The sequence below is a fragment of the Pseudonocardia sp. EV170527-09 genome (assembly GCF_008369905.1).
Lineage (GTDB): Bacteria > Actinomycetota > Actinomycetes > Mycobacteriales > Pseudonocardiaceae > Pseudonocardia.
Window position 1 is genome coordinate 1 of the sequence record NZ_VRMC01000081.1, and the last position, 25,467, is coordinate 25,467.

General features: G+C 74.1%; 27 protein-coding genes. 12 read left to right on the forward strand and 15 right to left on the reverse strand.

Translation table 11 applies throughout. From position 1 onward, the window contains the following. Both FVA95_RS21780 and FVA95_RS21785 read left to right on the forward strand, forming a co-directional pair. Positions 1 to 660 (forward strand): BCCT family transporter (locus FVA95_RS21780; RefSeq protein WP_193564398.1); only part of this gene is annotated, 660 nt, incomplete at its 5' end. A gap of 291 nt (positions 661 to 951) precedes the next feature. Continuing rightward, positions 952 to 2,718: a hypothetical protein gene (locus FVA95_RS21785; RefSeq protein WP_149665813.1), complete on the forward strand. Its 1,767-nt coding sequence runs from the start codon at positions 952 to 954 to the stop codon at positions 2,716 to 2,718. 6 nt (positions 2,719 to 2,724) lie between these two features. On the opposite strand, the gene FVA95_RS21790 is transcribed toward FVA95_RS21785, so the two are convergent. The 3 genes from FVA95_RS21790 to FVA95_RS21800 all read right to left on the reverse strand — a co-directional run bounded on the left by FVA95_RS21790 (position 2,725) and on the right by FVA95_RS21800 (position 4,715). Beyond that, positions 2,725 to 3,690: an NADPH:quinone oxidoreductase family protein gene (locus FVA95_RS21790; RefSeq protein ID WP_164514893.1), complete on the reverse strand. Its 966-nt coding sequence runs from the start codon at positions 3,688 to 3,690 to the stop codon at positions 2,725 to 2,727. A gap of 85 nt (positions 3,691 to 3,775) precedes the next feature. Further along, positions 3,776 to 4,084: a hypothetical protein gene (locus FVA95_RS21795; protein WP_075307153.1), complete on the reverse strand. Its 309-nt coding sequence runs from the start codon at positions 4,082 to 4,084 to the stop codon at positions 3,776 to 3,778. A 205-nt stretch (positions 4,085 to 4,289) separates the two neighbouring features. Continuing rightward, on the reverse strand, positions 4,290 to 4,715 hold the full coding sequence (locus FVA95_RS21800) for a hypothetical protein (RefSeq protein ID WP_149665814.1): 426 nt from the start codon (positions 4,713 to 4,715) through the stop codon (positions 4,290 to 4,292). Positions 4,716 to 5,000: 285 nt separating this feature from the next. Here FVA95_RS21800 and FVA95_RS21805 point away from each other — a divergent pair, with 285 nt between their 5' ends. Next, positions 5,001 to 5,567: a hypothetical protein gene (locus FVA95_RS21805; RefSeq protein WP_149665815.1), complete on the forward strand. Its 567-nt coding sequence runs from the start codon at positions 5,001 to 5,003 to the stop codon at positions 5,565 to 5,567. 40 nt (positions 5,568 to 5,607) lie between these two features. Here FVA95_RS21805 and FVA95_RS21810 read toward each other — a convergent pair whose 3' ends face one another. Then, positions 5,608 to 6,105, reverse strand: a complete 498-nt coding sequence (locus tag FVA95_RS21810; RefSeq protein WP_149665816.1) for an ester cyclase — start codon at positions 6,103 to 6,105, stop codon at positions 5,608 to 5,610. A gap of 107 nt (positions 6,106 to 6,212) precedes the next feature. On the opposite strand from FVA95_RS21810, the gene FVA95_RS21815 reads away from it, so the two are divergent. The 3 genes from FVA95_RS21815 to FVA95_RS21825 all read left to right on the forward strand — a co-directional run bounded on the left by FVA95_RS21815 (position 6,213) and on the right by FVA95_RS21825 (position 8,663). After that, positions 6,213 to 6,836 carry a TetR/AcrR family transcriptional regulator gene (locus FVA95_RS21815; RefSeq protein ID WP_161992386.1) on the forward strand — a complete coding sequence of 208 codons (624 nt, stop codon included), beginning with the start codon at positions 6,213 to 6,215 and terminating at the stop codon, positions 6,834 to 6,836. A gap of 74 nt (positions 6,837 to 6,910) precedes the next feature. Then, positions 6,911 to 7,267, forward strand: coding sequence for a hypothetical protein (locus FVA95_RS21820; protein ID WP_020622387.1), 357 nt, complete (start codon positions 6,911 to 6,913; stop codon positions 7,265 to 7,267). Between the two features lie 25 nt (positions 7,268 to 7,292). After that, a complete protein-coding gene (locus FVA95_RS21825) occupies positions 7,293 to 8,663 on the forward strand; it encodes an MFS transporter (RefSeq protein WP_240051657.1) in 1,371 nt (456 codons plus the stop codon). Positions 8,664 to 8,757: 94 nt separating this feature from the next. Here the strand turns inward: FVA95_RS21825 and FVA95_RS21830 are convergent, their stop codons facing one another. From FVA95_RS21830 to FVA95_RS21840, 3 genes are read right to left on the reverse strand one after another with little or no spacing between them, the layout of a single operon-like run. Continuing rightward, positions 8,758 to 9,126: a hypothetical protein gene (locus FVA95_RS21830; protein ID WP_149665818.1), complete on the reverse strand. Its 369-nt coding sequence runs from the start codon at positions 9,124 to 9,126 to the stop codon at positions 8,758 to 8,760. Between the two features lie 52 nt (positions 9,127 to 9,178). After that, entirely contained in the window at positions 9,179 to 10,015 is an 837-nt protein-coding gene (locus FVA95_RS21835) for an Fpg/Nei family DNA glycosylase (RefSeq protein ID WP_149665819.1), read from the reverse strand. Between the two features lie 28 nt (positions 10,016 to 10,043). After that, on the reverse strand, positions 10,044 to 10,499 hold the full coding sequence (locus tag FVA95_RS21840) for a DoxX family protein (RefSeq protein ID WP_149665820.1): 456 nt from the start codon (positions 10,497 to 10,499) through the stop codon (positions 10,044 to 10,046). Between the two features lie 148 nt (positions 10,500 to 10,647). On the opposite strand from FVA95_RS21840, the gene FVA95_RS21845 reads away from it, so the two are divergent. Genes FVA95_RS21845 through FVA95_RS21855 form a run of 3 tightly spaced genes read left to right on the forward strand, consistent with a single transcriptional unit; the run spans position 10,648 to position 13,896 of the window. Beyond that, complete coding sequence (locus FVA95_RS21845) at positions 10,648 to 11,874, forward strand: threonine synthase (RefSeq protein WP_149665821.1); 1,227 nt, start codon at positions 10,648 to 10,650, stop codon at positions 11,872 to 11,874. Beyond that, positions 11,871 to 13,394 (forward strand): AbgT family transporter, encoded by a 1,524-nt coding sequence (locus FVA95_RS21850; RefSeq protein ID WP_161992387.1) that lies wholly within the window; start codon positions 11,871 to 11,873, stop codon positions 13,392 to 13,394. Before FVA95_RS21845 ends, FVA95_RS21850 begins: the two co-directional genes overlap by 4 nt. Positions 13,395 to 13,413: 19 nt before the next feature. Then, positions 13,414 to 13,896, forward strand: a complete 483-nt coding sequence (locus tag FVA95_RS21855) for a hypothetical protein (RefSeq protein WP_020622394.1) — start codon at positions 13,414 to 13,416, stop codon at positions 13,894 to 13,896. A gap of 3 nt (positions 13,897 to 13,899) precedes the next feature. Here the strand turns inward: FVA95_RS21855 and FVA95_RS21860 are convergent, their stop codons facing one another. Continuing rightward, on the reverse strand, positions 13,900 to 14,832 hold the full coding sequence (locus tag FVA95_RS21860) for a TauD/TfdA family dioxygenase (RefSeq protein WP_149665823.1): 933 nt from the start codon (positions 14,830 to 14,832) through the stop codon (positions 13,900 to 13,902). 259 nt (positions 14,833 to 15,091) lie between these two features. On the opposite strand from FVA95_RS21860, the gene FVA95_RS21865 reads away from it, so the two are divergent. Next, the gene (locus tag FVA95_RS21865; protein ID WP_149665824.1) at positions 15,092 to 17,071 is read left to right on the forward strand and encodes a M13 family metallopeptidase; all 1,980 of its coding nucleotides are present in this window, start codon (positions 15,092 to 15,094) and stop codon (positions 17,069 to 17,071) included. 51 nt (positions 17,072 to 17,122) lie between these two features. Here FVA95_RS21865 and FVA95_RS21870 read toward each other — a convergent pair whose 3' ends face one another. The 4 genes from FVA95_RS21870 to FVA95_RS21885 form a co-directional block, all read right to left on the reverse strand. Continuing rightward, positions 17,123 to 18,484 (reverse strand): amino acid permease, encoded by a 1,362-nt coding sequence (locus FVA95_RS21870; RefSeq protein ID WP_149665825.1) that lies wholly within the window; start codon positions 18,482 to 18,484, stop codon positions 17,123 to 17,125. Positions 18,485 to 18,659: 175 nt separating this feature from the next. Next, entirely contained in the window at positions 18,660 to 19,643 is a 984-nt protein-coding gene (locus tag FVA95_RS21875) for an alpha/beta hydrolase (RefSeq protein ID WP_149665826.1), read from the reverse strand. After that, the gene (locus FVA95_RS21880; RefSeq protein ID WP_149665827.1) at positions 19,640 to 20,089 is read right to left on the reverse strand and encodes a MarR family winged helix-turn-helix transcriptional regulator; all 450 of its coding nucleotides are present in this window, start codon (positions 20,087 to 20,089) and stop codon (positions 19,640 to 19,642) included. The genes FVA95_RS21875 and FVA95_RS21880 overlap by 4 nt, the downstream gene beginning before the upstream one ends. Before the next feature lie 100 nt (positions 20,090 to 20,189). Beyond that, entirely contained in the window at positions 20,190 to 20,720 is a 531-nt protein-coding gene (locus FVA95_RS21885; RefSeq protein WP_205015928.1) for a GNAT family N-acetyltransferase, read from the reverse strand. Positions 20,721 to 20,774: 54 nt separating this feature from the next. Here FVA95_RS21885 and FVA95_RS21890 point away from each other — a divergent pair, with 54 nt between their 5' ends. After that, positions 20,775 to 22,073 carry an MFS transporter gene (locus FVA95_RS21890; protein ID WP_161992388.1) on the forward strand — a complete coding sequence of 433 codons (1,299 nt, stop codon included), beginning with the start codon at positions 20,775 to 20,777 and terminating at the stop codon, positions 22,071 to 22,073. A 122-nt stretch (positions 22,074 to 22,195) separates the two neighbouring features. Then, entirely contained in the window at positions 22,196 to 23,599 is a 1,404-nt protein-coding gene (locus tag FVA95_RS21895; RefSeq protein ID WP_205015929.1) for a ParB/Srx family N-terminal domain-containing protein, read from the forward strand. Positions 23,600 to 23,649: 50 nt separating this feature from the next. On the opposite strand, the gene FVA95_RS21900 is transcribed toward FVA95_RS21895, so the two are convergent. From FVA95_RS21900 to FVA95_RS21910, 3 genes are all read right to left on the reverse strand, one after another. Continuing rightward, on the reverse strand, positions 23,650 to 24,669 hold the full coding sequence (locus FVA95_RS21900) for a hypothetical protein (protein ID WP_149665830.1): 1,020 nt from the start codon (positions 24,667 to 24,669) through the stop codon (positions 23,650 to 23,652). Between the two features lie 106 nt (positions 24,670 to 24,775). Beyond that, positions 24,776 to 25,204: a pyridoxamine 5'-phosphate oxidase family protein gene (locus FVA95_RS21905; RefSeq protein WP_149665831.1), complete on the reverse strand. Its 429-nt coding sequence runs from the start codon at positions 25,202 to 25,204 to the stop codon at positions 24,776 to 24,778. A 17-nt stretch (positions 25,205 to 25,221) separates the two neighbouring features. Beyond that, a partial coding sequence (locus FVA95_RS21910; protein WP_149665832.1) for a transglycosylase family protein occupies positions 25,222 to 25,467 on the reverse strand: 246 nt, incomplete at its 5' end.

The following is a 25,467-nucleotide window of genomic DNA, read 5'->3' on the forward strand; positions in this document are numbered from 1 at the left end:
TTCTGCATCTTCGGCGGCACCGCCATCACCCAGGCCCAGCAGGGCACACAGTTCTCCGACGACTCCAACGTCCAGCTCTTCCAGATGCTGGCCGCCTACCCGTGGGCGACCTTCACCGGTCTGCTCGTCATGGTCCTGGTCGCCATCTTCTTCGTCTCCGGCGCCGACGCCGCGTCGATCGTCATGGGCACCCTGTCCCAGCGCGGCACCATCGAGCCCAGCAAGTGGGTCGTGGTCTTCTGGGGCTCGGTCATGGGCGCGGTCGCCGTGCTGATGCTGGTCACCGGCGGGGAGAACGCCCTGGACGGCATCCAGAACCTGACCATCCTGGTCGCGGCACCGTTCGTCGTGATCATGGTTCTGCTGTGCTTCGCGCTGTTCAAGGACCTGCGTCGCGACAAGGTCGTGCTGCGGGACGAGAAAGGCGCACAGGTGCTGGAGCAGGCGGTCGACTGGGCCACCGTCAACCACGGCGAGCACTTCTACGTCAAGGTCGGCGCGTTCGACCCGGACGACGAGAACGCGCCCGGCGGCGGCAACGGCAACGGTGCTGGCAACGGTGCTGTCGCGGCCGGGACCGACGGACCGGACGGACCGACCGGCGACGGGTCGACGCGGGCGACCGCCGAACGGCGCGACAGCCCGGTCGGCGGCGACTGACCACCTCTCGTCGCACACGACGGCGGCCGGACCCCCTCCCCCGGGGTGTCCGGCCGTCGTCGTCCGTGGCAGGGTCGAGGGCTCACGGTCGCGGGGGGGCGGCCGGACGATCGGACGACCCGTGACCGACCGCCCACCGATGGTGAACGGTCGGGGAAGTGACCCGGGCCGACCGCGCTCGTTGGACCTGCTGCGACCACCCGGTGCACGGCCCCCGCGCGCACCGACGATCATCGGAAAGTGCTGCGCCGCAGCCGGAGCGGATGGGAGGGACCTGACACAGTGGGCCGGATGCGTCTCGTCTTCACCCCGGGGGACGACCAGGGGTACGCCGAGGCCCGCAGCCGCCTGCTGGAGCAGTTCTCCCTCTGGGCCCGCCGCCGTCGCGTCGAGGTCGACACCACGCTCGTCGCCGCCGTGCTGGACTACAAGTACGCGCGCGACCGCAGACTGGGCCGCTGGACCCGCTCGCACATCGCCGACGCGCTGGGCATGTGGTTCCCGCGCAAGGTGACCGTGCTCGAGCCCGACGACGTCGCCCCCGCCTTCCACGCGCTCATCGACTTCCTCGACGAGCACGACTGGTTCGACCCGCAGTCGCACCCGGCGGACGCGCTCCACCGTCAGGTCCTCGACTCCACCCCCGCCCTGCACGACGGTCTCGCCGACGAGCGCAACTACGACCTGGGCAAGTTCTGGGGCGTGCAGCTGCACCGCCACGGCGTCGACCCGGCCGACCCGGCCGCCGTCCAGCGGTTCCTCGACCGCGCCGGCGCCGGGGAGACCGACGTCGACCGGCACGCGCTCGCCGAGATCATGCGGCGGGAGGCGCAGCGGCCCACCCGTACCGAGTGGAACCCCGAGCTGCCGCCGGTGCCGATGCCCGGCGCCGCGGCGCTCGTCGAGGCCGCGGAGCGCTCCGAGGCACTCGAGCTGCTCCGCAAGCTGACCCTGTGGGTGCGGGCCGGGCGCCGGCTCACCTCCGACGGCCGCCTCGACCGCACCGACGCGCTCGACCTCGCCGCGCACCTGCAGCTCGACCACATCTACCGCGAGACCGCCCGCACCAGCGACGACCTGCCCGAGGTGTCGCTGCTGCTGCGCTGGGCCCGCTCGGCGCGCCTGGTCCGCGTGGTGCGCGGGCGGCTGTTGCCGGTCAAGAGCGCGGGCCCGCTGCTGAACCGGCCGATCGAGCTGTGGCGCCGGGTGTTCGAGTCGGTCGGCCGCCTCGGCGACAGCCTGGGCGGGACCGACGTGTTCGGCGCGCCGTCACTGTTCGGGATGTCGATGTCGCAGGCCTTCCCGATGCTGTGGGTCGGCCTGTACGCCACCGGTGGCGGGCCGGTCCCGCTCGAGCACTTCCACCGCCAGGTCCGCGACGCCGTCAACGACGAGGCGGGCTGCGTGGTCGACGACCTCGCCGGCGACGTCGAGCAGCGGCTGTGGCGCCGCGACGTCACCGCCCTGCTGGACGCCTGCGAGCTGCTCGGCGCGATCGAGCTGACCGAGACCCTCGACGCCGACGAGCTCGACGAGCTGTCCCGGGTCGCGCACCGCGACGACCCGGACCCCACGGTCGTCGCGCTGACCCCGATGGGGCTGTGGGCGGTGCACGAGTACCTGACCGAGCAGGGCATGCACCTGCCCGCGCCGGGTGAGCTGGCCGACGAGGACGTCGAGTACGTGTGCGTGCGGATGAGCGGGGTGCGGACCGACGTCGCCGAGGCCGAGCTGGCCGCGTGGGCGCTGGCCCGCCACCCCGGCGACGCCGTACGCGAGCTGGACCGCTTCCTGCGCCGCTGCGAGGTGCCGGCGCACCGGGCCCTGGCGCTGCACGCGCTGTCCGTGACCGGCCCGGCCGGGCGGGCGGTGGCCGCCCGCCACCGGCTGCACGTCGCCGAGTCCGTGGCGGTGCCGGCACCGCACCGGCACGTCGGCCCCACCCCGGCGCCGCGCACGGCGGCCGCCGAGACCACGGCGCCGCGCGCCGCGGCCGCCGAGACCACGGCGCCGTTGCCGCGCGCCGCGGTCCGGCACAACCTGGAGCCGGCCGGCTGACCCGGCTCAGGTCAGCAGCACGACCTTGCCGGTGACGGTGCGGTCGTCGATCCGGGACAGGGCGGTCGCGGCGTCGTCGAGGCCGAAGCGCTCGCTGATGAGCGGGGTGAGCGCGCCGGAGCGCAGGTGCGGGAGCAGGGCGTCCCACTCGGCGCGGATGAAGTCCGGGCGGCCCAGCGCGTAGGCGCCCCAGCCGACGCCGCGGACGTCGACGTTGTTCAGCAGCAGCCGGTTCACCTTCACCGTCGGGATGTCACCCGCGGTGAACCCGACGACCATGAGGCGACCGAGCGGGCCGAGGCAGCGGACCGAGTCGGTGAAGCGGTCGCCACCGACCGGGTCGACGACCATGTCGACGCCCGCGCCACCGGTCAGCTCCGTGACCGCGTCCTTGAACCCGTCGACGCCGACGGTGTGCGCCGCGCCCGCGCGCCGCGCGACCTCCGCCTTAGCCTCGGTCGACGTGACACCGATGACGGTGGCCCCCATCGCGGCGGCCAGCTGGACGACCGCGGTCCCGACGCCGCCCGCGGCGCCCTGGACGAGCACCGTCTCCCCCGCCCGCAGGCCACCGCGGGTGTCGAGGGTGAAGTGCGCGGTCAGGTAGTTCATCGGCAGGCAGGCGCCCGCGGCGAACTCCACCTCGTCGGGCAGCGGGAAGACGTGCTGCTCGGGAGCGGAGACGGTCTCGGCGAACACCCCGGACATGGTGAACGCGACGACCCGGTCCCCGGCGGCGAACCGGCTGTCCGGGCCCGCCTCGCGCACCGTGCCGGCGCACTCGGAGCCCAGGGTGAACGGCGGCTCCGGCTTGTACTGGTACATCCCCTTGGTCAGCAGGACGTCCGGGAAGTTCACCCCGGCCGCGGCGACGTCGATGAGGACCTCGCCGTCACCGCGGACCGGTGGCTCGACCTCGGCGACGCGGACCGCGGACGGCCCGTCCAGCTCGCTGACCTGCACTGCTCGCACGTGTGCTCTCCCTCGTGGTCCGACGGCGGTGTCCGTCGGTCATCGAACCACGGGCGCGGGTGATCCACACGGGCCGCGGGTGCGGCTACACGGGCTGGGCGTCGCCGTAGCGCGGGGTGCGCGGCTCGGTGAGGGCGTCGCAGAGTTCGGATAGCCGGTTGTCGATGCGGTCCTGCACCCGCTCGAGCGCGTCGAGCTCCAGCATGAGGTCCAGGGCGTCGCCGGTGGTGCCCCCGGCCAGGGCGCGCTCCAGCTCGGCGCGACGCTCGGCGGCGCGCCGACGGCAGGCGTCCGCGGTGGCCTTGTGGGCGCGCAGCCGAGCGCGGGCGGGGTCGGCGAGGTCGCGGCCGCCGTTGACGGTGGCGACGCGTTCCTCCAGCAGGTGTGGGTTCACGGGGCCCTCCGATGTGTGTGGTGGGACGTCGGCTCGGCGGTGACGTGACCGCTGCCACACCCCACGCTAGACGATCAGCGTGTGCTGCGCATCACATCGGTGTGACATCCGCCGCGAACCGGCCGCGGACGCGCGACGACCCCCGGCGCCCAGGGCACCGGGGGTCGTCGTGGGTCGGGTCGAGCCGGGTCCGGTCGGGTCCGGCTCAGTCGCCGCGGCGCGGCTGCGGGATGAGCTGCGCCGGGTCGCGACGGCGCTGGGCGACGGCGTCGGTGGTCAGGTGGTAGTGCCCGCGGCGGGACCGCCGGCACAGGTAGGCCCGCTGCGGACGCCCACCGAGGGCCTCCAGCTCACGGGCGGCGCACTCGGCCGCGTCCCGGTCCGGGTAGATGACCTTGCCGTCGCTGCCGGTCGCGGAGGCACCGAACCGCTCGCGGTCCTCGATCTCGCGCCGCCCGGGCAGGCAGACCTCCGGCCGGCCGGACCGCATGAGCCGCGCGTAGCGGGCCAGCACGCGGCCCCGCTCGCCGTCGACCACGCCTCGTCCGGACGGCAGGTTCTCCACCGACCGCCGTGCCGCGGGGATCATCCCCGGGTGCACCGCCGGAACCCTGTCGAACTGCCCGTCCATGTCGCCTCCACGTCGCCGTCACTTGTGGATCGCTCGACTCATCCTGCCTCGTTACCGCCTGCGGCGGACTCGCTCGATCGTGTCATCTGTCACGCAGACACCCGCAGATTCATTGACGCTGCGTGACATCGCCTGCTGATCGGCGTGTCGGGGACGCCGTTCGTCGCCGCGTCGGTCGCACCGCCACACCTGTGGGTACGGCCGTGTGCACCAGCCTGTACGCCCGTGCGGACCGTCCTATCCTGGTCTCCCGGGACCGCGCGTGCCCCGGGTCGGGGGACGAAGATGGCGATCCAGCCCGAGACGGGTGTCGGGAACGGGGCGTCCGGCGGCCCGCGGTGGGACGAGGTGTTCACCCCGTCCGACCTGGCCGAGGGCGTGTTCGACGTGCGCTGGGACCTGCGTCCGCGGCTGCGTCGCTGGCTGGCCGAGCAGGACCTGGCCACCGCGTCGGGCCGGGAGACCCACCGCCCCGCGATCGACGCGTGGGCCCTGCTCGACGGCGGCGTGATCGCGGTGTCCGCGGTGAGCCTGCCCGGCGTCCCGCCCGGCGCGGTCCCGCTGCCCGGACAGGAGCCCGCCGCCGGCACCACTCCCCCGCGGAACTCGGCGCTGCTGTCCCCGGGCATGCGGCTGATCGGGCACCGCACGCTGCGGCTGGTCGTCGCCCGCCTCGGGCTGCCCGGCGGCGACGAGCCGTTGCCCGGGGAGCACCGCGACGTGCCGGGCCTGGTCGAGGACCTGTTCGACGCCCGTCGCCGCGACGCCGAGAGCATCGAGCAGGCGGAGCTGCTCGCGACCTGCACGGACCGGACGTCGCTGCGCTGGGTGGTCGCCGCACTGCGGCCGTGAGGCCACCGGACCCCGGCCGTACCACCGCCGGACGGGCGGGTCAGCGGCGCCCCGAGCCGCTGCGCAGGACCCCGGTCTGACGCAGCAGCCCCATCAGGTCGTAGCTGGCGTGCAGTCGGTCGGCGCGGCCGTCCCGGAAGTCGAAGACCTCCAGGCCCACGAAGTCGAACGGGAGGCCGGTCCCGGGGATCCCGGGCGGGGCGAGTGTGCCGGTGAAGTGCCCGGTCCCACGCCAGGTGAAGGCAGCGCGCGGGACGTCGGGCGCGAGCAGCGGCGGCCCGGTGCGTACCCAGGTCAGGTCCGGGTAGGCGGTGAGCACGTAACGCATGTAGTCGGCGGCGGCGTCAGGTCCCCGTACGTCCCAGCCGGAGTTGCGCGTCGTCGGCGTCTCGAGCCGGAAGTCGTCGGTCACCAGCGGGCGGACCCGGTCCGGATCGTGGCTGTTCCAGGCGTCGATCCAGCTCCCGTACCAGCCCAGCGCCTCGGTCGGGTCCAGCGGTGCGGCGTCCCGGGCGGCCGGGGGCGAGGGGATCGTCATGGCTCCTCCAGAAACTAATGGTTGTTAGTTTTTAAGCTAACATAGAATGTTGGAGCAGCGCCGCGCTCCGGGGTGCTCCGACGTCGTCGTGGCGGTGGGAGATGAGAATGGCGACCGTGCCCGCCGCGCCCGACCGTCCGTCCAAGGGGGACCGGACCCGACGCCGGTTGCTCGACGCGGCCGCGTCCCTGCTGGCCCGCGACGGGCGGGTCGGGGTCAGCCTCAGCGGGATCGCCGAGGCCGCGGGACTGCGGACCGGGAGCGTCTACTTCCACTTCGGCTCGAAGGACGAGCTGATCGCGACGGTGCTCGAGGAGGGCCTGCGCGAGTCGCTGCGCCACCTCGACGACGCCCTGGCCCCGCTCACGGCCGCCGATGCCGGGGCCCGCCTGTGGGCCGCCGTCCGTGCGCACCTCGACGCCCTGGTGGAGCTGAGCGACTACGCCGCGGTCGTGCTCACCATGCCCGAGCCGGGCCAGGACGCGTCGCTCGCGACCTACCGCGTGCTCCTGCACCGCTACCGGAGCCGGTGGACCGAGCTGGTCGACGACGCGCAACGCGCGGGGGCGATCGTCGCCGGGCCCGCTCCCCGGCTCGTCCGCGATCTGCTGTTCGGGGCGATGAACGCGGTCGCCGACCCCCACGGGCGGCCCGGCCGGACCCCGGCCGACTGCGCCGCTGCCGTGCAGGACCTGCTGGCAGGCCCCCTCGGTGCACCGCCGGGAGGATGACCGCGGTCGGACCGTGCCCGACCCCGCCACGGACCGACACCGCCGGGCCGGGCGGACCGTGGCACCCTCCTGTCGTGACGACCTGGACCAGCGACGAGTGCGCCGCCCACTGGGGCGTGCAGGTGGGCACCTGGAACTCCTACGTCTCCCGCGGCCAGGCACCGCCCCCGCTGCCCGACCCCGGCCCGGACGGCCGCAAGGTCTGGGACGCCGACGCGGTGCGCGCGTTCTCCCGGCCCGGGGTGGGCCGACGCCGGGAGTCCGCCGAGTCCGCGGCCGTGCTCGAACAGCTGCGGGCCGCCGCGGACGCCCCGCGCGAGCGTCGCCGTGAGCTGCTGCGTGCCGGGCGCGAGGCCGGCTGCGAGGTCAGCGCGATGGCGGCGGCGCTCGGTGTGTCCCGGCACACCGCCTACGCCTGGTTGAAGGACTGACCTCCGGCGGCGAGACTGCGCTGGCGTGCGCACCGCAACGGAGGGGGACGGCGTGCTGGTCTCGACGGCCGTACGGACGGCGACGAAGCGGCTCATCCCGCTGCTCGCCCTGGCCTATCTGCTGAACTACATCGACCGGGTCAACGTCGGGTTCGCGTCCCTGACGATGAACGCCGACCTGGGCCTGTCCGCGGCCGCCTACGGTCTGGGCGCCGGGCTGTTCTTCGTCGGGTACTTCTTCTTCGAGGTCCCGTCCAACGTGATCCTGCACCGGGTCGGGGCGCGGATCTGGATCGCCCGGATCATGGTGACCTGGGGCGTCGTCGCGTCGTCGACGGCGTTCATCCAGGGCGAGATCGGCTTCTACGTCGTGCGGGTGCTGCTCGGCATCGCCGAGGCCGGCTTCTTCCCGGGCATCATCCTGTATCTGACCTACTGGTTCCCGAGGGTCGAGCGGGCGCGGATCGTCGCCCTGTTCTTCCTGGCCGTGCCGCTGTCCTCGGTGGTCGGCGGGCCGCTGTCGACGTGGCTGATCTCGGTCGGCGACGGCGCCCTGGGCTTCGACGCCGGCTGGCGCTTCATGTTCTTCGTCGAGGGCATCCCGGCGGTGCTGCTGGGCGTCGCGGTGCTGTGGCTGCTGCCGGACCGTCCGACCCGGGCCCGGTGGCTGCCCACCGACCAGGCGGTCGCGCTGGAGGAGCGGATCGCCGCCGAGGACGCGGCGGCGGCCGGGCAGGACCGCGGGGTCGCCGCCGCCCTGCGCGACGGCCGGGTGGTGGCCCTGTCGGTCGTCTACTTCGGGATCGTGTTCGGGCTCTACGTCCTGGCGTTCTTCCTCCCCCAGATCGTCGCCGGGTTCGAGCAGCAGTTCGGCGCCGACTACTCGCTGGTCGAGGTCGGCCTGATCACCGCGGTGCCGTACGCGATCGCGTCGGTGACGATGGTGCTGTGGGCCCGACGCTCCGACCGCAGCGGGGAGCGGCCGCTGCACGTGGCCGTCCCCGCCGTCGTGGGGTCGGTGGCGATCGCGGGCGCGCTGTACATGGACTCGCCGCTGCTGGTCATGGCGTGTGTGACCGTCTGCGCGATCGGGGTCTTCGCCGCGATCCCGCCGTTCTGGTCGCTGCCGAACGCCTTCCTCACCGGCGCCGGGGCCGCCGCGGGGATCGGGTTGATCAACTCCTTCGGCAACCTGTCCGGGTTCGTCGGTCCGTTCGTCGCGGGATGGCTCAAGGACCTGACCGGTGACTCGCGGGCCGGGATGTGGGTGGTCACGGTGATGATGCTGATGTCGGCGGCGATCGCGATCGGCTTCCGCCGGACCGCGCAGCGCGCTGCGGCGGCGGAGGCAGAGGCGGCGGAGGCGGCCGGCCGGACGGTCGATCCTCGACGGTGACCGACCGGTCGCGGCGGCACCGCGGAGCGCGCACCGGCACGGGTCGCGAGACCCGGCCCGGCGCACGCGCTCGGGGGATCGACGCCCGAGGACGTCAGTACCCGATCGCGCTCGCGTAGTGGACCGCGCCGAAGGCGACGGCGGACGCGGCCACGGCGAGGGTGGCCAGCGCGAACGGCCAGGCCGGACGGCGTTCGACGACCCGCAGCACGGTCATGGCGAGACCGGCCACGCCGGCGGCCGCGGCGACCACCAGCGAGCCGCCGACCGACACGAGCACCGCCGACGAGCTGCACGTGCGCGGCGGGCAGTACTCGAAGAAGGCAACCAGGAAGACGGCGCCGAAGATCCCGAGCGCGACCAGCATCCCGGTCACGACGAGCGCGAACCCGGACAGCGCCGCGTCCCACCGGACGATCGGCCGGTGCCGCCTCTCCGGACGCACGGGACCGGTCGACAGCATGGCGCCAACGGTACCGCTACCGGCCGGTACAGGACAGATCGGACATCGGTCGTCACCGTTCGGTGAGCGGCCGCGCGGAGGATCCCGACTGGCACCCGGGGCACCAGAAGAGGTTCCGCGTGCGGACTTCGGCGTGCGCGATCGGGGCGCCGCAGACCAGGCAGGGCTGTCCGGTGCGGCGGTAGGCGTAGACGACGCTGGCGCAGACCGCGCCGCGGTCGGGCGGCTCCAGCAGCGCCGGGTCGTGCTCGGGACGCAGCGTCTCGATCCGGCCGCGCCGCTCGCCGTCGTGGAGCATCGCGGTCAGGTCGTCCCAGAGCAGCCCGAAGGACCGGTCGTCGAGGTCACGGGCCGGGGTCATCGGGTCCAGACCGGTACGGAACAGCGTCTCGGCGCGGAAGACGTTGCCGATGCCCGCGATCACCGACTGGTCCATGAGCAGGGCGGCCAGCGGGGCCCTGGAGCGGGCGAACCGCTCCCGGACGCGGGCCGGGTCGGCGTCGTCGCGCAGCGGGTCCTCGCCGAGCCGTGCCCGCAGCTGCGCCACCCCGGCGTCGTCGAGCAGCTCGCAGGCGGCCGGACCGCGCAGGTCGGCGTAGTGGGTCTCGCCGACGATCCGCATCCGGACCTGGCCGCGGGGCGGCTCCCGGGGCAGCTCCCGGTTGGGGAACCGGCCCCACAGCCCGAGGTGGACGTGCACGGTGGTGTCCGGACCGTAGTGCTGGAACAGGTGCTTGCCGTGGGCCTGCACGTCGACCAGCACCCGCCCGTCGACGATCCGGGCTCCGGTGCTGAACCGGCGCTGCGGACTGGACACCGCCACCGGCCGGCCCGCGTAGCGGCGGCGCTGGAGCCGCGCGAGCCGGTGCACGGTGTGTCCCTCGGGCATGCGGCGGGATCCCCCGCGGGGGCGGGTCCTACTCCCCCGAGGGGACACCCACCGCGTGCCGGGCCGGGGTGCGGCCGCGTCCGACGACGAGCGCGTCGACCGAGAACCGGCCCGGTCCGGCCGCGGCCAGCGCGAGTCCGCCCGCCGCGATCACGCCGACCAGCTCCCAGCCGCCCGAGTCGACGAACGGGTTCAGACCGGGGTGCGCGAACAGGTAGGCCCCCACCATCTCGACGGCGACGACGAGCCCGGCGACGGTCGTCGCGGCACCGGCGAGCAGCAGCACGCCGCCTCCGATCTCGACCGCGATCGCGAACAGCGCGGACACCGTCGGCAGCGGGATGCCCATGCCGGCGAAGCCCGACGCGACACCGCCGACTCCGTTCGAGAGCTTCTGCAGACCGTGGGCGACGAGGACGACGCCGACGAGCAGCCGGACCAGCAGGAGTGCGATGTCGGAGAACGGCGTGGGGAGCGGTCGCATGGATCCCTCTCGATCATTGAACATTCACGCTTTTGCGGTCGAGGCTACCGGATCACCCGAAGGCGACATCGTGTCCGCGGTCACGTCCCGCGGGGGCACAGTCGCACTCCGGGTTGCGCCGCGGCACGACGGGCGATCAGGTGGGCCCGTGCCCGACTTCTCGACGCTGTCCCACCTGGAGTGCTCCCGCACCGGCGAGGTCCTCGACGCCGACATCGTGCAGGGGACCTCGGGCTCCGGCGCCCCGCTGCTCGCCCGCTACGACCTGGACCGCGCCCGCACCCTGGTGACCCCGGCCGACATCGCCGCCCGCCCGCCGGACCTGTGGCGCTACCACGAGGTGCTGCCCGTGCGGGACCCCGCGCACGTGGTGACCATGGGCGAGGGCATGACCCCGCTGCTGCCGCTCCCCCGGGCCGGTGCCCGCCTCGGGCTGCCGGGCCTGCTGATGAAGGACGAGGGCCTGGTCCCGACCGGGGCGTTCAAGGCCCGCGGCGCCGCGGTCGGCGTCTCCCGTGCCGCCGAGCTCGGCGTCCGTGCGGTCGCGATGCCCACCAACGGCAATGCCGGCGCCGCCTGGGCCTGCTACGCCGCGCGGGCCGGGCTCGGCGCGCTGATCGCGATGCCGGTCGACGCCCCGGAGATCACCCGGCGCGAGGTCGTCGTCTCCGGCGGGGAGCTGTACCTGGTCGACGGGCTGATCGGTGACGCCGGGCGGCTCGTCGCCGACGCCGTCGCCCGCCGCAACTCCGACGGGGCGGGATACCAGGACACCTCGACGCTGCGCGAGCCGTACCGCATCGAGGGCAAGAAGACGATGGGCTACGAGATCGTCGAGCAGCTCGGCTGGCGCTGCCCGGACGTGATCCTCTACCCGACCGGCGGCGGCGTCGGGATCATCGCGATCCACAAGGCCCTGGCGGAGATGCGGGAGCTGGGCTGGATCTCCGGTCCGCTGCCGCGGCTGGTCGCGGTGCAGGCCACCGGGTGCGCCCCGATCGTCGACGCGTTCGAGGCCGGACTGCGCGAGTCGACCGCCCCGGCCGACCCGCACACGGTCGCGTTCGGGATCACCGTGCCCAAGGCGCTGGGCGACTTCCTCGTCCTCGACGCCGTGTACGACACCGGCGGGACCGCCGTCGCCGTCTCCGACGACGAGCTGCTCGCCGCCGAGCACGCCCTCGCCCGCGACGAGGGCACGTGGATCTGCCCGGAGGGCGCGGCCTGCGTCGCCGCGGCGGGCCGGCTGCGGGAGTCGGGCTGGCTCGACGGGTCGGAGACGGTCGTCGTGCTGAACACCGGCAGCGGGCTGATCTACCCCGACACCGTGCCCGCCGACGCGCCGGTGCTGGCGACCGACGGGCGCATCCCGTGACCGCAGCGTACCGGCCCGGACCGGTGATCCGGGGCATCGAGCGGGTCGGGAACCGGGTGCCGCACCCGTTCTTCCTGTTCTGGATCCTCCTGCTGCTGCTCGGGGTGGGCTCGGCGGTACTGGCCGCGAACGGGGCGGCCGCGCAGCTGCCGGGCGCCCCGCAGGCACAACCGGTCCGCGACATCCTGTCCGTGGCGGGCCTGCGGCAGCTGCTCACCACCATGGTGGACAACTTCATCGGCTTCCCGCCGCTGGGCGTGGTGCTCACGATGCTGCTGGGCGTCGGGATCTGCGAGCGCACCGGGCTGCTGCGGTCGCTGGTGAACATCGCGCTGACCCGGGTACCGCGGCGCTTCATGCCCTACGCGGTGGCCTACCTGTGCGTGCAGGGCCACTTCATGGGCGACGCGGCGATGGTGATCCTCCCGCCGCTGGCCGCGCTCGCGTTCGCCTCGGTGGGGCGGCATCCGGTCGCCGGGGCGCTCGGCGCGTTCGCGGCGACGGCCGTCGGCTACGGCTCCGGACTGATCGTCGGTGCGCTGGACGCGAACCTGGCCGCGCTGACCGAGTCGGTGCTGCCGCCGGGGACACCGCCGGACATCGGCGTCGGGGTGCTCATGAACTACTGGTTCCAGGCGGTCTCGGCGCTCGTGCTGCCCGCGGTGCTCGGCTGGATCCTGGTGCACCGCGTCGAGCCGGGGCTGCCCCCGGTCGCCCCGGAGCCGGACGCGGCGGGTGAGCCGGACACGACGGTCACCGCGCGGGAGCGGCGGGCGCTGCGGGTCGCGGGTGTCGCCCTCGCGGTGTGGCTGGCCTGCGCGCTGGCGGCCTGGCTCGTGCCCGGCGGCCCGCTGCAGGGCGACGACGGGTCCCTGATCGACTCCCCGTTCCTCGACGGGATCGTCCCGCTGCTGTTCCTGACCTTCCTCGTCACCGGCCTGGCCTACGGCATCGCCGCGGGCGTGGTGACCCGCCCGTCGGACGTGCCGGAGATGATGGCCGAGTCGCTGAAGGGGATGCTCGGGTTCGTCGTCATCGCCTTCTCCGCGGGCCAGTTCATCGCGATGTTCACCTGGAGCGGGGTCGGGACGTGGTTGGCGGTGGAGGGGTCGGCCGGGCTGCGCGCGATCGGCCTGACCGGGCTCGGCGCGTTGCTGCTCGCGCTGGTGCTGTGCTCGGTGCTGGCGATGGTGGTGTTCTCCGGGGCGTCACTGTGGACGGTGCTGGCGCCGGTACTGGTGCCGGTGTTCGTCGGGCTGGGCCTGCACCCGGCGGTCATCCAGGCGACCTACCGGATCGGTGACGCGATCACCAACCCGATCTCACCGCTGAACCCCTACCTGTACGTGCTGCAGCTGACCTGCCGTCGCTACGAGCGCTCGTTCACCCTGGGGGCGGTGTTCTCGCGGATGGCGATGTTCGTCGTGCCGGTGTTCGTGGTGTGGGTGGTCATCCTCTGCGTGTTCGTCCTGCTGGGGCTGCCGCTCGGCCCGGGGACGACGATCCGGCTGGCCGGGTGAGCACCGGTAGCCTGCGGGCGTGTCACTCCTGCGCCCCGGATCCGAGCCCTCCCCCGCACCGCTGTCGCGGTACTGGCGGACCTACGTGGCCGAGTGCACCGAGCAGGTGCAGCGCTTCCATCGGATCACCACGGTGATCTCGGCGATGCAGGTGCGGACGTGGCTCACCGAGATCGGCAAGCGGCTGGACTCGGAGCTGGAGGCGGTGCAGCGCCTGGCCGCCGTCGGCGACTCGATCGAGCCCGCCCGGTTCCGACTCACCGAACCGCCCGCCAAGCGGATCGCCGCCCGGCTGAACAAGGCCAAGGCGTCGCTGAAGCAGTCGGTCGACCAGGCCGCGGAGATCGCCGAGCAGGCAGTGCTGGACCCGACCCACGACGACGTCCGGGTGCACCTGAAGGTCCTCAACGAGCAGGTCGGGCGGCTGGCGATCGCCGCCCCGATGGAGGACGAGCCCGCCGACCGGCCGCGCCGCCGCCGGTGGGGCGGCGCGGCCTCCTGACCGTCAGAAGGGTCGGTCGCCCGCGATCGCGACGCGCTCCGCGACCCGGGTGTGCGGGTGGTAGTCGCCGACGGCGTAGTGCTGGGTCGCCCGGTTGTCCCAGAACGCGAGCGTCCCCTCGGACCAGCGGTAGCGGACCTGGTACTCGGGCACGTGGGCCTGGGCGAACAGGTGCCGCAGCAGCGCGTCGGACTCCTCGCGCGGGAGCCCGACGATCTCCGTCGTGAACGAGGCGTTCACGAACAGCGTGCGGCGCCCGGTCTCCGGATGGGTGCGGACGACGGGGTGGGTCACCGGCGGGAACAGGTCACGGCCACGGGCCAGCCGCTCCGGGTCCAGGAACCGGGCGAAGCCGGGCACCATGTCGTGCACCGCGACGGCGTCGTCGATGCGCGCCCGCACCTCGTCGGTGAGGTTGTCGTAGGCGACGGCCATGTCGGCCCACATCGTGTCCCCGCCGAACGGCGGCGTCCGCACCATCCGCAGCATGGCCCCCATGGCGGGTGCGGGACGGAACGTGGTGTCGGCGTGCCAGATGTTCTCGTAGGTGCGCCTGCCGGTGCCGAAGCGGACGACGTCGGCGGCATCGCCGGTGTCGAGCATCGGGTTGGTCTCCAGGTCGCCCCAGAGCAGCGCGAGCTCGCGCTGCCGGTCGCTGGTGAGGTGCTGGCCGGGGAAGAACAGGACCTTCCACTCCAGCAGTGCCCGGTGCAGCTCGGCCCGCAGGTCCTCGTCGACGCGGTCACGCAGGTCGATGCCGGTGATCTCGGCACCCAGGGTGCGCCCGAGCGGGGTGACGGTGAAGGCCTCGAAGTCCGCGCCACATCGGTCCGCCCCGTCGCCCGGGAGGCGGGCCAGCAGGCGCTCACCCTCCAGGAGGTCGACGGCGGGCGTGGAACGGGGCCGGGTGACCGGCGCATCGAGGTGGATCGTCACGTCCGCGATGGTGCGTCCGCCGTCCGGTGGTGGACAACCGGGTGTCCACCACGCGGTGACCTGTCCGGTCAACTTCGGCACGCACCGCCCCCGGACCCGTGTCGCTGCTCCGGGTTCCTCCGCCCCGGGGTGTGACGGTTGTGGATCCGCTTGCCGGGTAAGCGGATTCGCAGCACCCACGTCCGCGACGGACCCGGCCGCGCGGGCGTGCCGGCGTCGGTTGCTCGAAACCGTCGCACCCGGCAGGCAGGATGGACCCATGACGACCACCGAGTCCCCGACCGAGAAGCGCTCCGGTCTCGACCTCAGCTGGGTCGACCCGGACGTCCGTCCCCAGGACGACCTGTTCGCCCACGTGAACGGCCGGTGGCTGGCGACCCACGAGATCCCCGACGACCGTTCGCAGGACGGTGCGTTCCGCGTCCTGCGCGACCGGGCCGAGGTCCAGGTCCACGAGATCGTCGAGGAGTGCGCGGCGTCGTCGGAGCCCGGCACCGAGGCCCGCAAGATCGGCGACCTGTACCGCTCGTTCATGGACGTCGAGCGGGTCGAGGAGCTCGGCACCGCGCCGCTGCGCCCGCTGCTCGACGAGATCTACGCCGCCACCGACCGGGCCGCGCTCGCGACCGTGCTCGGCCGGCGTCAGCGCGAGGGCCGGGCCGCGCTGTTCGGCGAGTTCATCGCGACCGACCTCAAGGACTCCTCCCGTTACCTGGTGAACCTCAACCAGGCCGGCCTGGGCCTGCCCGACGAGTCGTACTACGGCGACGAGGGCGACCCCGAGATCCGGGCGAAGTACGTCGAGCACCTGCGGCGCCTCGCCGAGCTGATCGGGCTGGCCGAGCCGGAGCGCGTCGCCGAGCAGGTCATGGACCTGGAGACCGCGCTGGCCGACGCGTCCTGGGACCGGGTCCTCAACCGCGACGCCGAGAAGACCTACACCCTGATGACCCGCGAGGAGCTGCGCGCCGCGGCCCCGGGCTTCGACTGGGCCGAGTGGGAGTCCGCGCTGGGGGTGCCCGCGCACGCCTACGACGAGGTGATCGTCCGCCAGCCGAGCTTCGTCACCGCCGCCGGTGAGCTGTGGGCCGGGCGCCCGCTGGAGCAGTGGCAGGCGTGGCTCGCGCTGACCGTCGCCGGGTCGTGCGCGGAGTTCCTCTCCGCGGACCTGGTCGAGGCCGACTTCGACTTCTTCGGCCGCACCCTGTCCGGTACCCCGGAGCTGCGCGAGCGCTGGAAGCGCGGGGTGTCGCTGGTGGAGGGTGCGCTGGGCGAGGCCGTCGCGAAGATCTACGTCGAGCGGCACTTCCCGCCGCGGGCCAAGGAGCGCATCACCGAGCTGGTCGACAACATCGTCGAGGCCTACCGCCGGTCGATCTCCACCCTGGACTGGATGAGCCCGGCCACCCGGGAGCGGGCGCTGGACAAGCTCGGCAAGTTCACACCGAAGGTCGGCTACCCGGACTCCTGGAAGGACTACTCCGACCTGCAGATCGACCCGGCCGACCTGCTCGGCAACGCGGGTCGCGCGGCCCAGTGGCGCCACGACTTCGAGTACGCCAAGCTCGGCGGCCCGGTCGACCACGGCGAGTGGCTGATGACCCCGCAGACGGTCAACGCCTACTACCACCCGCGGCTCAACGAGATCGTGTTCCCGGCAGCGATCCTGCAGCCGCCGTTCTTCGACGCCGACGCCGACGACGCCGCGAACTACGGCGGCATCGGCGCGGTCATCGGCCACGAGATCGGGCACGGCTTCGACGACCAGGGCTCCCGCTACGACGGCGACGGCAACCTCACCGACTGGTGGGAGTCCGCCGACCGGACCGAGTTCGAGTCCCGCGCGCAGATGCTGATCGACCAGTACGACGGCCTGTCCCCCGCCGGGCTGCCCGACCACAAGGTCAACGGCTCGCTGACGGTCGGCGAGAACATCGGCGACCTGGGCGGGCTGACGATCGCGCTGAAGGCGTACGCGATCGCGCACGAGGGCTTCGAGCCGCCGGTGATCGACGGTCTGACGGGTGAGCAGCGGGTGCTGTTCGGGTGGGCGCAGGTGTGGCGGGCGGTGACCCGCGACGCGGAGGCGATCCGGCGGCTCACCACCGACCCGCACTCGCCGCCGGACCTGCGGTGCAACGCGGTCGTCACGAACCTCGACACCTTCCACGAGGCGTTCGGGGTGACCGAGTCCGACGGGCTCTACACCGACCCGGACCGGCGCGTCCGGATCTGGTGACACGGTCCCCCGCGCCGGCATGACCGGCAGGCGCGGGGGTATCGGTCCCCTTCACGACGGCGTGACCCGTCGGCGACGGCGCCGCACCACCAGGTAGACCACGACGAGCAGGACCAGGAAGGGCACACCCGCCTGCGCCGCCGTCGCGAACTGGGTGGTGAACGGCGTCGTCGCCAGCACCGCGGCGACGAACAGCATCGCCGCGACCGTCGTGTACGGCGCGCCCCAGAGGCGGACCGGGGACTCCTCACCGCTGCCCGCCCGGCGGAACGCGAGGTGCGCGGCGAAGATCAGCAACCACGTCACCAACGCCCCGAACAGGGCCAGCCCGACGAGCAGCGGGAACGCGGTGGCCTCGGCGAACACCGAGACCAGGGACGCGAGAGCCAGCCCGACCGCGGACAGCGCCAGTGCCCGCTGCGGGGCGCTGTGCCGGTTCACCCGGGCAAGCGACCGGGGCGCGTAGCCGTCGCGGGCCAGCGAGTAGGTCATCCGCGCGGTCACGTAGAGGTTGGTGTTCATCGCCGACAGCGCCGCGGTCAGCACGACGACATTCATCACCGCGGCCGCGGCGGGCACCCCGGCCTGGGCGAAGAGCCGCACGAACGGTGACTCGCTGACGTCGTCGCCGGTGGTCACGGTGTTCCAGGGCACCAGGGTCACCACCACCAGCATGGCGCCGACGTAGAAGATCGCGAGCCGCACGACGGTGCGCCGGGCGGCCCGCGGGATGTCGCGCACCGGGTCCGACGACTCGGCCGCGGTGACGGCGACGGCCTCGGTGCCGAGGAACGAGAAGGTCACCACGGTCAGCGCGAGCCAGATCGCGCCGATCCCGTTCGGGGCGAACCCGCCGTGCGCGGTGAGCGCCCCGAGTCCGACCGGTTCCTGCCCGGGCAGCCCGAACACGATCGCGACGAGACCGACGGCGATGAACGCCACGATCGTCACGACCTTGATCATCGCGAACCAGTACTCGGTCTCGCCGAAGAAGCGGACCGCGCCCGCGTTGACCGCCAGCATCACCACGGAGAACCCGACGACCGGGATCCACAGCGGCAGGTCGGGGTACCAGAACGTCAGGTAGAGCCCGGCGGCGACGACCTCGCTGCCGATGTTCACGACCTGCGCCGCCCAGTACATCCAGCGCTGCACGAAGCCTGCGCCGGGCCCGAGGTAGCGCTGGGTGATGGGCCCGACCCCACCGGCCTCGGGGTGACGCACCACCATCTCGGCCAGCGCGTAGGCCAGGACCAGCGCGACGACTGCGGCGACGACGTAGGCGACGATCACCGCGGGACCGGCGAGGGAGATCGCGAGCCCGGAGCCGAGGAACAGCCCGGTGCCGATCGCGCCGCCCACGGCGATCATGCCGATCTGGCGCCCGTCGAGTTCGCGGCGCAGGCCGTCCATGGTGCTCCCCGTGCGGTACCGCTCCCCCGGCCCGGGATGGCGGGCGGGGCGCGCCCTCGCGCCGACGGCCGACGGGCCGGGCGGTGCGGGGCGCAACGGGCACCGATGCTCGCACGCGGTCCGAGGCCGACGACCTCAGGCCCCGGCGCCCGGCTCGCGCCGGGGCAGTCGCGGCCTAATCCCGCTCGCCCGCACCGTCGACGAGCCGCCGCAGCCAGTCGCGGCGGGCGGCCCGGGCACGTCCGGCCACTGTCGACCCCGGTACGAACAGGTCGAACCCGTGGACCGCGCCGGGCCACACGTGCAGCTCGGCGTCGCCGCCCGCCGCCCAGATCCGGCACGCCCAGTCGACGGTCTCGTCGCGGAACGTCTCCGCCGAGCCCACCTCCAGGTAGGTCGGAGGCAGTCCGGCGAGGTCCACCGCTCGGGCGGGGGCCGCGTACGGCGTCGCCGGCCGTCCGGCGAGAACGGCGTCCCATGCGGTGCGGTTGGTGACGTCGTCCCACACCCCGTGCCCGTGCATCTGTGCCGCCGAGACGCCGGCGGCGCGGTCGTCGAGCATCGGGTAGAGCAACAGCTGCCCGCGGACGGCGACTTCCCCGGTGTCCCGGGCCCGCAGGGCCACCCCGGCGGCGAGGTTCGCACCGGCACTGCCTCCGTACAGAACCAGGCTCCCTGGGTCGCCGCCGATCTCCTCGGCGTGCCCGGCGACCCAGGTCAGAGCGGTCCAGGTGTCGTCGTGGGCCGCGGGGAAGGGATGCTCGGGCGCGAGCCGATAGTCCACCGAGACGACGACGGCCCCGGCCCCGCCGATCGAGGCTGCGAGGTCGAGCACCCCGGGCAGCCCGAGCAGGCCGCTGCCCGCCACCAGACCGCCGCCGTGCGTGGTGACCAGCACCGGACACCCTCCGGTGGCACCGGCCGGGGTGGCGATCAGCACGTCGACCCCCGCAGCCCTCTGCGGTCCCGGGACGGTCCGGCGGGTGAGGCGGAACCGGGTGTCGGCGGCAACGTCGTCGAAGGAGGGGGTCATGGCCTCGAGCACGGCACGCTGGTCGTGCAGCGTCGCCGCGGTCATCCCGACGGCGACGGCCGGGCGTCCGGCCAGCGCCAGCGCTGCGCTCAGCTCGGGGTCGATGGGTGGGGCGGTGATGCTCATGACGTACTCCTGTCGGCGGAGGCGGGCAGCGAGGTCCGGATCCGCTCGGTGAGGGCGGCCGCAGCCGCGAGGAAGGGTTCGACGTCGATGCCCGCGTCGGCGGCCGCGCCGTGGAAGGCCTCGGTGAGCAGGGCGGCTCCGTCGGCTTCGACCGTGTGCCCGGCGGCGGTGAGCTCCACCCGTCGCCGACGGCCGTGCCCCGGGTCGTCGGTGACCGCGCACCAGCCCTGCTCGATCAGACCGGGCAGCATCCGGCTGACCGCGGCGTCGCCGATCCCGAGCCGCACGGCGAGGGCGTGCTGGGTGGATGTGCCCTCCTGGCGCAGCGCGCGCAGGACGCGGTAGCGGGCGAACGACATCGCCGTCCGGGAGCCGAGCAGGGCCTCGGCGGACCGGCTCAGCTCGGCGGCCAGTTCATGGATCGTGACGGCGGGATCATCGGGCACATCTCAATATTGCTGCATCAATATTGACACGTCAAGACATGGCGGCGGACTCCCGCATCGGGCGACGAGCGGCGACGGCCCTCACACTCGCCCGACGGGCTCAGTCCCGGGGGCCGTCCGGCGGGGCCTCGGCCAACGCCCGCCGGAACCAGGTCACGTCGCGCCACGCACCGAGCTTCCAGCCGACCCCGCGGAACGTGCCGACCTCGGTGAAGCCCAGCGCGCGGTGCAGGGCGGCGCTCGCCTCGTTCGGCTCGGTCATCCCGGCGACGGCGACGACCATGCCGCGCGCGGCGAGCTCGGTGAACAGCGCCTCGTACAGCGCTCGGCCCACACCCCGGCCGCGGGCCTCGGGGGCCAGGTAGACCGAGACCTCGCAGGTCCGCCCGTAGGCTGCGCGGGACTTCCAGGGCCCGCCGTAGGCGTAGCCGAGCACCGCGCCGCCGGGACCGACCGCGACCAGCCAGGCGTGACGCTCCTGGGCGGCCGCGATCCGCTCGGCCATCTCGACCGGACCGGGCGGCTCGATCTCGAAGCTGATCGCGGTGTCGCGGACGTAGGGGGCGTAGACGGCGGCGCAGGCGTCGGCGTCCTCAGCGGTCGCCGGGCGGACGAGGAGTGGGGTCGGCACGGGACACAGGGAATCACGGTGCACCGGTGGCCGTCGCGGGTGAGGATCGCCGGTGTGCTCCTGTCCATCGTGCTCGGACTCCTCTTCGGCCTCGCCGGCACGTCGACGTCGGGGGTGACGGTCACGCTCCCGCAGCTGGCAGCCGACCTCGGGGTCGGGACCGCGACCGCGACCTGGATGGTCAGCGGGTACGCGGTCGCGCTGGCCGTGGCGACGCCGGTGCACGGACGTCTCGCCGACGCCGTCGGGATCCGGGCCCCGCTGTGCATCGGAGCGGGCCTGCTCGGGCTGGGGGCGCTCGCCGCCGCGGCGGCACCGAGCTTCGGGCTGCTGATGACCGCCCGGATCGTGCAGGGGATCGGAGCGGCGTCGATCCCGGTGCTGGCCTCGGCGCTGCTGTCGGCCCGGATCCCGCCGGAGCGACGCGGCGGCGCGCTGGGACGGTTGGCCGGGACCTCCGCCGCGTTGTCCGCGCTCGGGCCGCTGATCGGCGGGGCGCTGACGACCGTGGGCGGATGGCGGGCCGCGGTCGCACTGCCCGCACTGGCGCTGCTCGCCCTCCCCTACCTGTGGCGGCACTCGGTGGTCCGTGGCGACGGCGCCCGGGTGGACCTGGCGGGCGCGGTGATCGTCGCGACCGCGGTGACCGGTCTGGTGCTGCTGGTGCAGTCGCCCGGCGCCGGTGCGGTCGCGGCCGTCGCCGGTGGGGTGCTGCTCGCCGTCGGCGTGCCCATGACGGCGCTGTGGGTGCGGGCCCGGCCCGACGGGTTCCTGCCACGCGGGGTGGTCGGGAACGCGACGGTGGTGCGCAGCTCGCTGTGCGCGTCGGTGGTGCCGGCCAGCTGGTTCGCGCTGCTGCTGGGCATCCCGCTGGAGCTCGCCGAGCGCGGCTGGAGCCCGCTGTCCACCGGGCTCGTGCTGGTGCCCTCGGCGGTGGTGGCGCTGGCGTGCCCGGCGGCGTCGGCGTTCCTGCAGACCCGGATCGGAGCACACCGGACGCTCACCCTGGCGTGCGCGACGACCGTCGTCGGGCTGGTGCTCGGTGTGGCCGGGGTGGCGACCCACTTGCCGTGGGTGCTGGCGCTCGCCCCGATGCTGGTGACGCTGGCGTTCGGCACCGGCCAGCCCGCGATGATCGCCTCGGTCGGTGCCGCGGTGCCGCAGGACCGGCGCAGCGGCGCGATCGGGGTCGCGACACTGTGCTTCCTCACCGGCGCCGGGATCGGGGCGGCGGTGATCGGCGGGTTCGCCGCCGTCCTCGGGCTGAGCGCGGCACTGGCGCTGCTGCTGGTGCTGCCCGTCGCCGGGACCGCGGTGCAGCTGGTCGCGGGGCGCCGGCCCGGGACAGCGTGATCGTTCACCCGCGCGCCACCCCGACGACGCCGGGTGGTCGCCGGGTCGTCCGCTCCGGCCACGATCGTCCCAGTTCGGGTGATCACCGCGCCGAACCGGCCGGGCCCGAACGAGGAGTGCCCGTGTCCCGAACCGCCGTCCGCACCGTCCTCGTCGCGACCGTCGCGGCGCTCGTCGTGGGTGCGACGACCGGCGCCGCCGCAGCGCAGGCAGCAGTGCCGCCCGCAGCGCAGAGCGCAGTGCCGCCCGCAGTGCCGTCCCCAGCGCAGAGCGCAGTGCCGTCCGCGGCCCCACCGACCGCCCCGTCCGCCGCGCAGGCCCGCGAGGGCGACCTGCTGGAGGTGCGGCTGCGCGACCTGCGGCCCACCCAGCCGAACATCGGACACGACCAGATCCACTACAAGCTGGGCCGCTACGCGGGCACGAAGGACACCGACAGCGGCAGGCCGAACAAGCGGTTCGACGACTGGTGCGAGACCGACGGGCGGGGCGAGGCCGCCGAGGCCGGGCCGGGCGCCACGCTGCGCGACCCGTCGTCGTTCCGGTGCACGATCGCGACCGGTGCGGAGACACCGGCGTCGGTCGCGGCGATGAAGACCGTCGTCGTCGGGCCCGGGAACGCGCTGTACCTGACCGACGGCCACCACACGACGACGTCACTGCTGGAGACCACCGACGGCGGACCCGACGTGCGGGTGCGGATGCGGGTGCAGGCGAACCTGTCCCGGCTGACGCCGGCCGCGTTCTGGGCGCAGATGCAGGCCCGGTCCTGGGTGTGGCTGCGCACCGCCGACGGCACCACCATCACCCCGCAGCAGCTCCCCGACCGGATCGGGCTGGCGCTGCTGCCCGACGACCCCTACCGCGGGCTCGTCTACCTCACCCGCGACATCGGCTACTCCCCGCCCGCCGACGCCCCGGAGTACCTGGAGTTCTTCTGGGCCTCCTGGCTGCGCACCCGGATCGACCTGGGCCGCTACGACCTGCACGACCCGGCTTCGTACCTGCGCGCGGTGACCGACGCCTCGCAGCTGATGTCCTCGACGCCGGGCGACACCGAGATCGCGCCCGGCCGAACCGCGGACCAGCTCGGTCGGATGGCCCGCTGGAACGACGGCAAGGCCGCCGACAAGGGCGAGTTCGGCGACCTGTCCCGCCCGATCACCGACCCGAGGCCCGGCAAGGTCGCCTACGCCGTCGACTCCCGCAACCGGGTCTCGGCCACGCCGGCGTGCACCCGCACCGTGACCGGGGCCTACACCGGTCCGCTGACCGTCGGCTCGGGCGTGCTCTGCCTGGATCGGGCGCGGGTCCGCGGGCCGGTCACGGTGACCGGCGGCGCGAGCCTGGTGCTGCGCGGGTCCGACGTGACCGGCCCGGTGACCGCGACCCGGGCCCGCGTCGTCGAGGTGTGCGGGGCCCGGGTGACCGGGCCGGTCGTCGTGCGGGGCAGCACCGAGCGGGCGCGGGTCGGCGGCTGGGCCTGCACCCCGAACGAGGTGCGCGGCCCGGTCGTCGTCGGCTGAGCGTCACCGACGTCGAGCTCGGTGATCGGCGGCGCGACCCACCAGCACGCTCAGCGACCCGCCCCGATCGAGCGCCGGACCTCCTCGGCGTAGAGCCGGCGCAGCTCCGCGATCCGCGTGGCCCCGACCAGCCGTGGGTCGGTGCCGGGGCCCTCCCGGGTGACGACGTCGTCGAGCCACACCCGGAAGCAGCCGTGCAGCCCGCGGACCAGCCCGTCGAGCAGGCACGACGCCGGGTCGAGCGGGTCCAGCACGGTCGAGACCGCCCGGTGGCCCTGCTCCGGGTGCGGGGCCTGCTCCGGGCACACGACGAACCAGCCCTGCCGGGCCAGGACGGCCTCCTGGAACAGGTCGAGGACGACCTCCTCCTCGGCGACCCCGGCGAGGGTGCACAGCACGTGCCGGGCCACAGCGAGGTCCTCGTGTCCGATGGCCTCGGCGAGCGCGACGACGTCGGCCACCGCATGCCCGACCCGCTCCGCGACGAGCGCGGCGGAGGCCCGCAGCCAGCGCAGGGTCGCGACGGCGGCCGCGTTCGGCTCGACCGACGTCACGATCGCGGGCGGCCCGAGCGGGTCGTCGTGCAGCAGCGAGTGGGCGACGAGGAGCTGCTCGGCCGGGGCGTCGCACCGCGGGTGGACGACGGCCTGGGCGGAGCGGCCGGTGAGGACGCCGTCGTCGGCGTCGAGGACGGCGTCGGTCTCGGCGCGGACGTCGGCGACGACGGCGTCGCGGAACGCCCGCCCCGGTGCCCGCGCCACGATCCGGCCGAGCAGGTGCGCGGTCTCGGCACAGCCGTCCTCCATGACGCGCAGCAGGTCCCCGACCGGCTGGTTCGGGTGCCGGACCGCCGCGGCGAGCTCCGCCGGGTCGATCTCGTGCGCGGCCTGGTCGGCGTAGGCGGCCCACAGGTGCCTCGACAGGGCGCTCAGCGCGGTCGCGGTGCGGCGGGCCAGGGAGTGGTCGAGGGTCCGCGGGACGCGGGCGGCCCGGTGGGCGACGGCGCCGTCGCCGGTGGGCCAGCAGGCGACGATCGTCGAGGCGACCGGGTCGTGGGCGTAGGTGGTCATGCGGCTTGGACGACGCCGGGTGCACGGCGGTTCCGCCGGGGCCGCGATCGGGCACCGGTGGCCGCGCCGGCGTGACGGCGGGCGAGCCACGCCGGACGCCATCCGGTCAGCGGTTCCCCACAATCCGCTCCGGCGCCACGAGCACCGCCGCCCGCCGCTGCTCGGCCATCACCCGGTCGTACTCGGCCCAGTCGTCGTGGGTGCCGCCACAGGCCACGAACACCGCCCGCAGCAGCGCCGGGACGTCGACGCCGTCACGCGGGTCGTCCGGCCCGATGATCTCCGAGTTGCCCTCGACGGCCACCCAGCGCCACCCGGCCCGCCAGTGCAGCGACGTCGCGGGTCGCGCGCGCAACGCCGTCAGCTTGACGGGGCCGTAGGTGACGTAGGCGGCCACCGGGGTGCCGGTCACGGGGTGCTCGAGCACGCCCGCGTTGACCAGCGAGGTGTGCGGGCGTCCGTCGGCGCGGACGACCGCGACCGTGCACAGCCCGGAGTCCTCGGCGACGATCCGCCGTACCGCGTCCAGATCCATGCGACCAGTGTGGCCGCTCAGCGCCAGCCGAGCTTCTCGGTGCACGCGGGCCAGGCCTTCCAGCCCTGCTCGTCCTGCACCTTCTTCGCGATCTCGATCTGCTGGGCCTTGGTCGCCTGCTCGGCGCTCGGCGCGTACTTCCGGCCGCCGAACTCCTTCCAGGTCGACGGCGTGAACTGCAGTCCGCCCTTTATCTGGACACTTGCTCCTGCGCTCTGAGGAAGCTGCAGGTCAGACGGCCGCGTTTCGTGATCTAGTTCGCG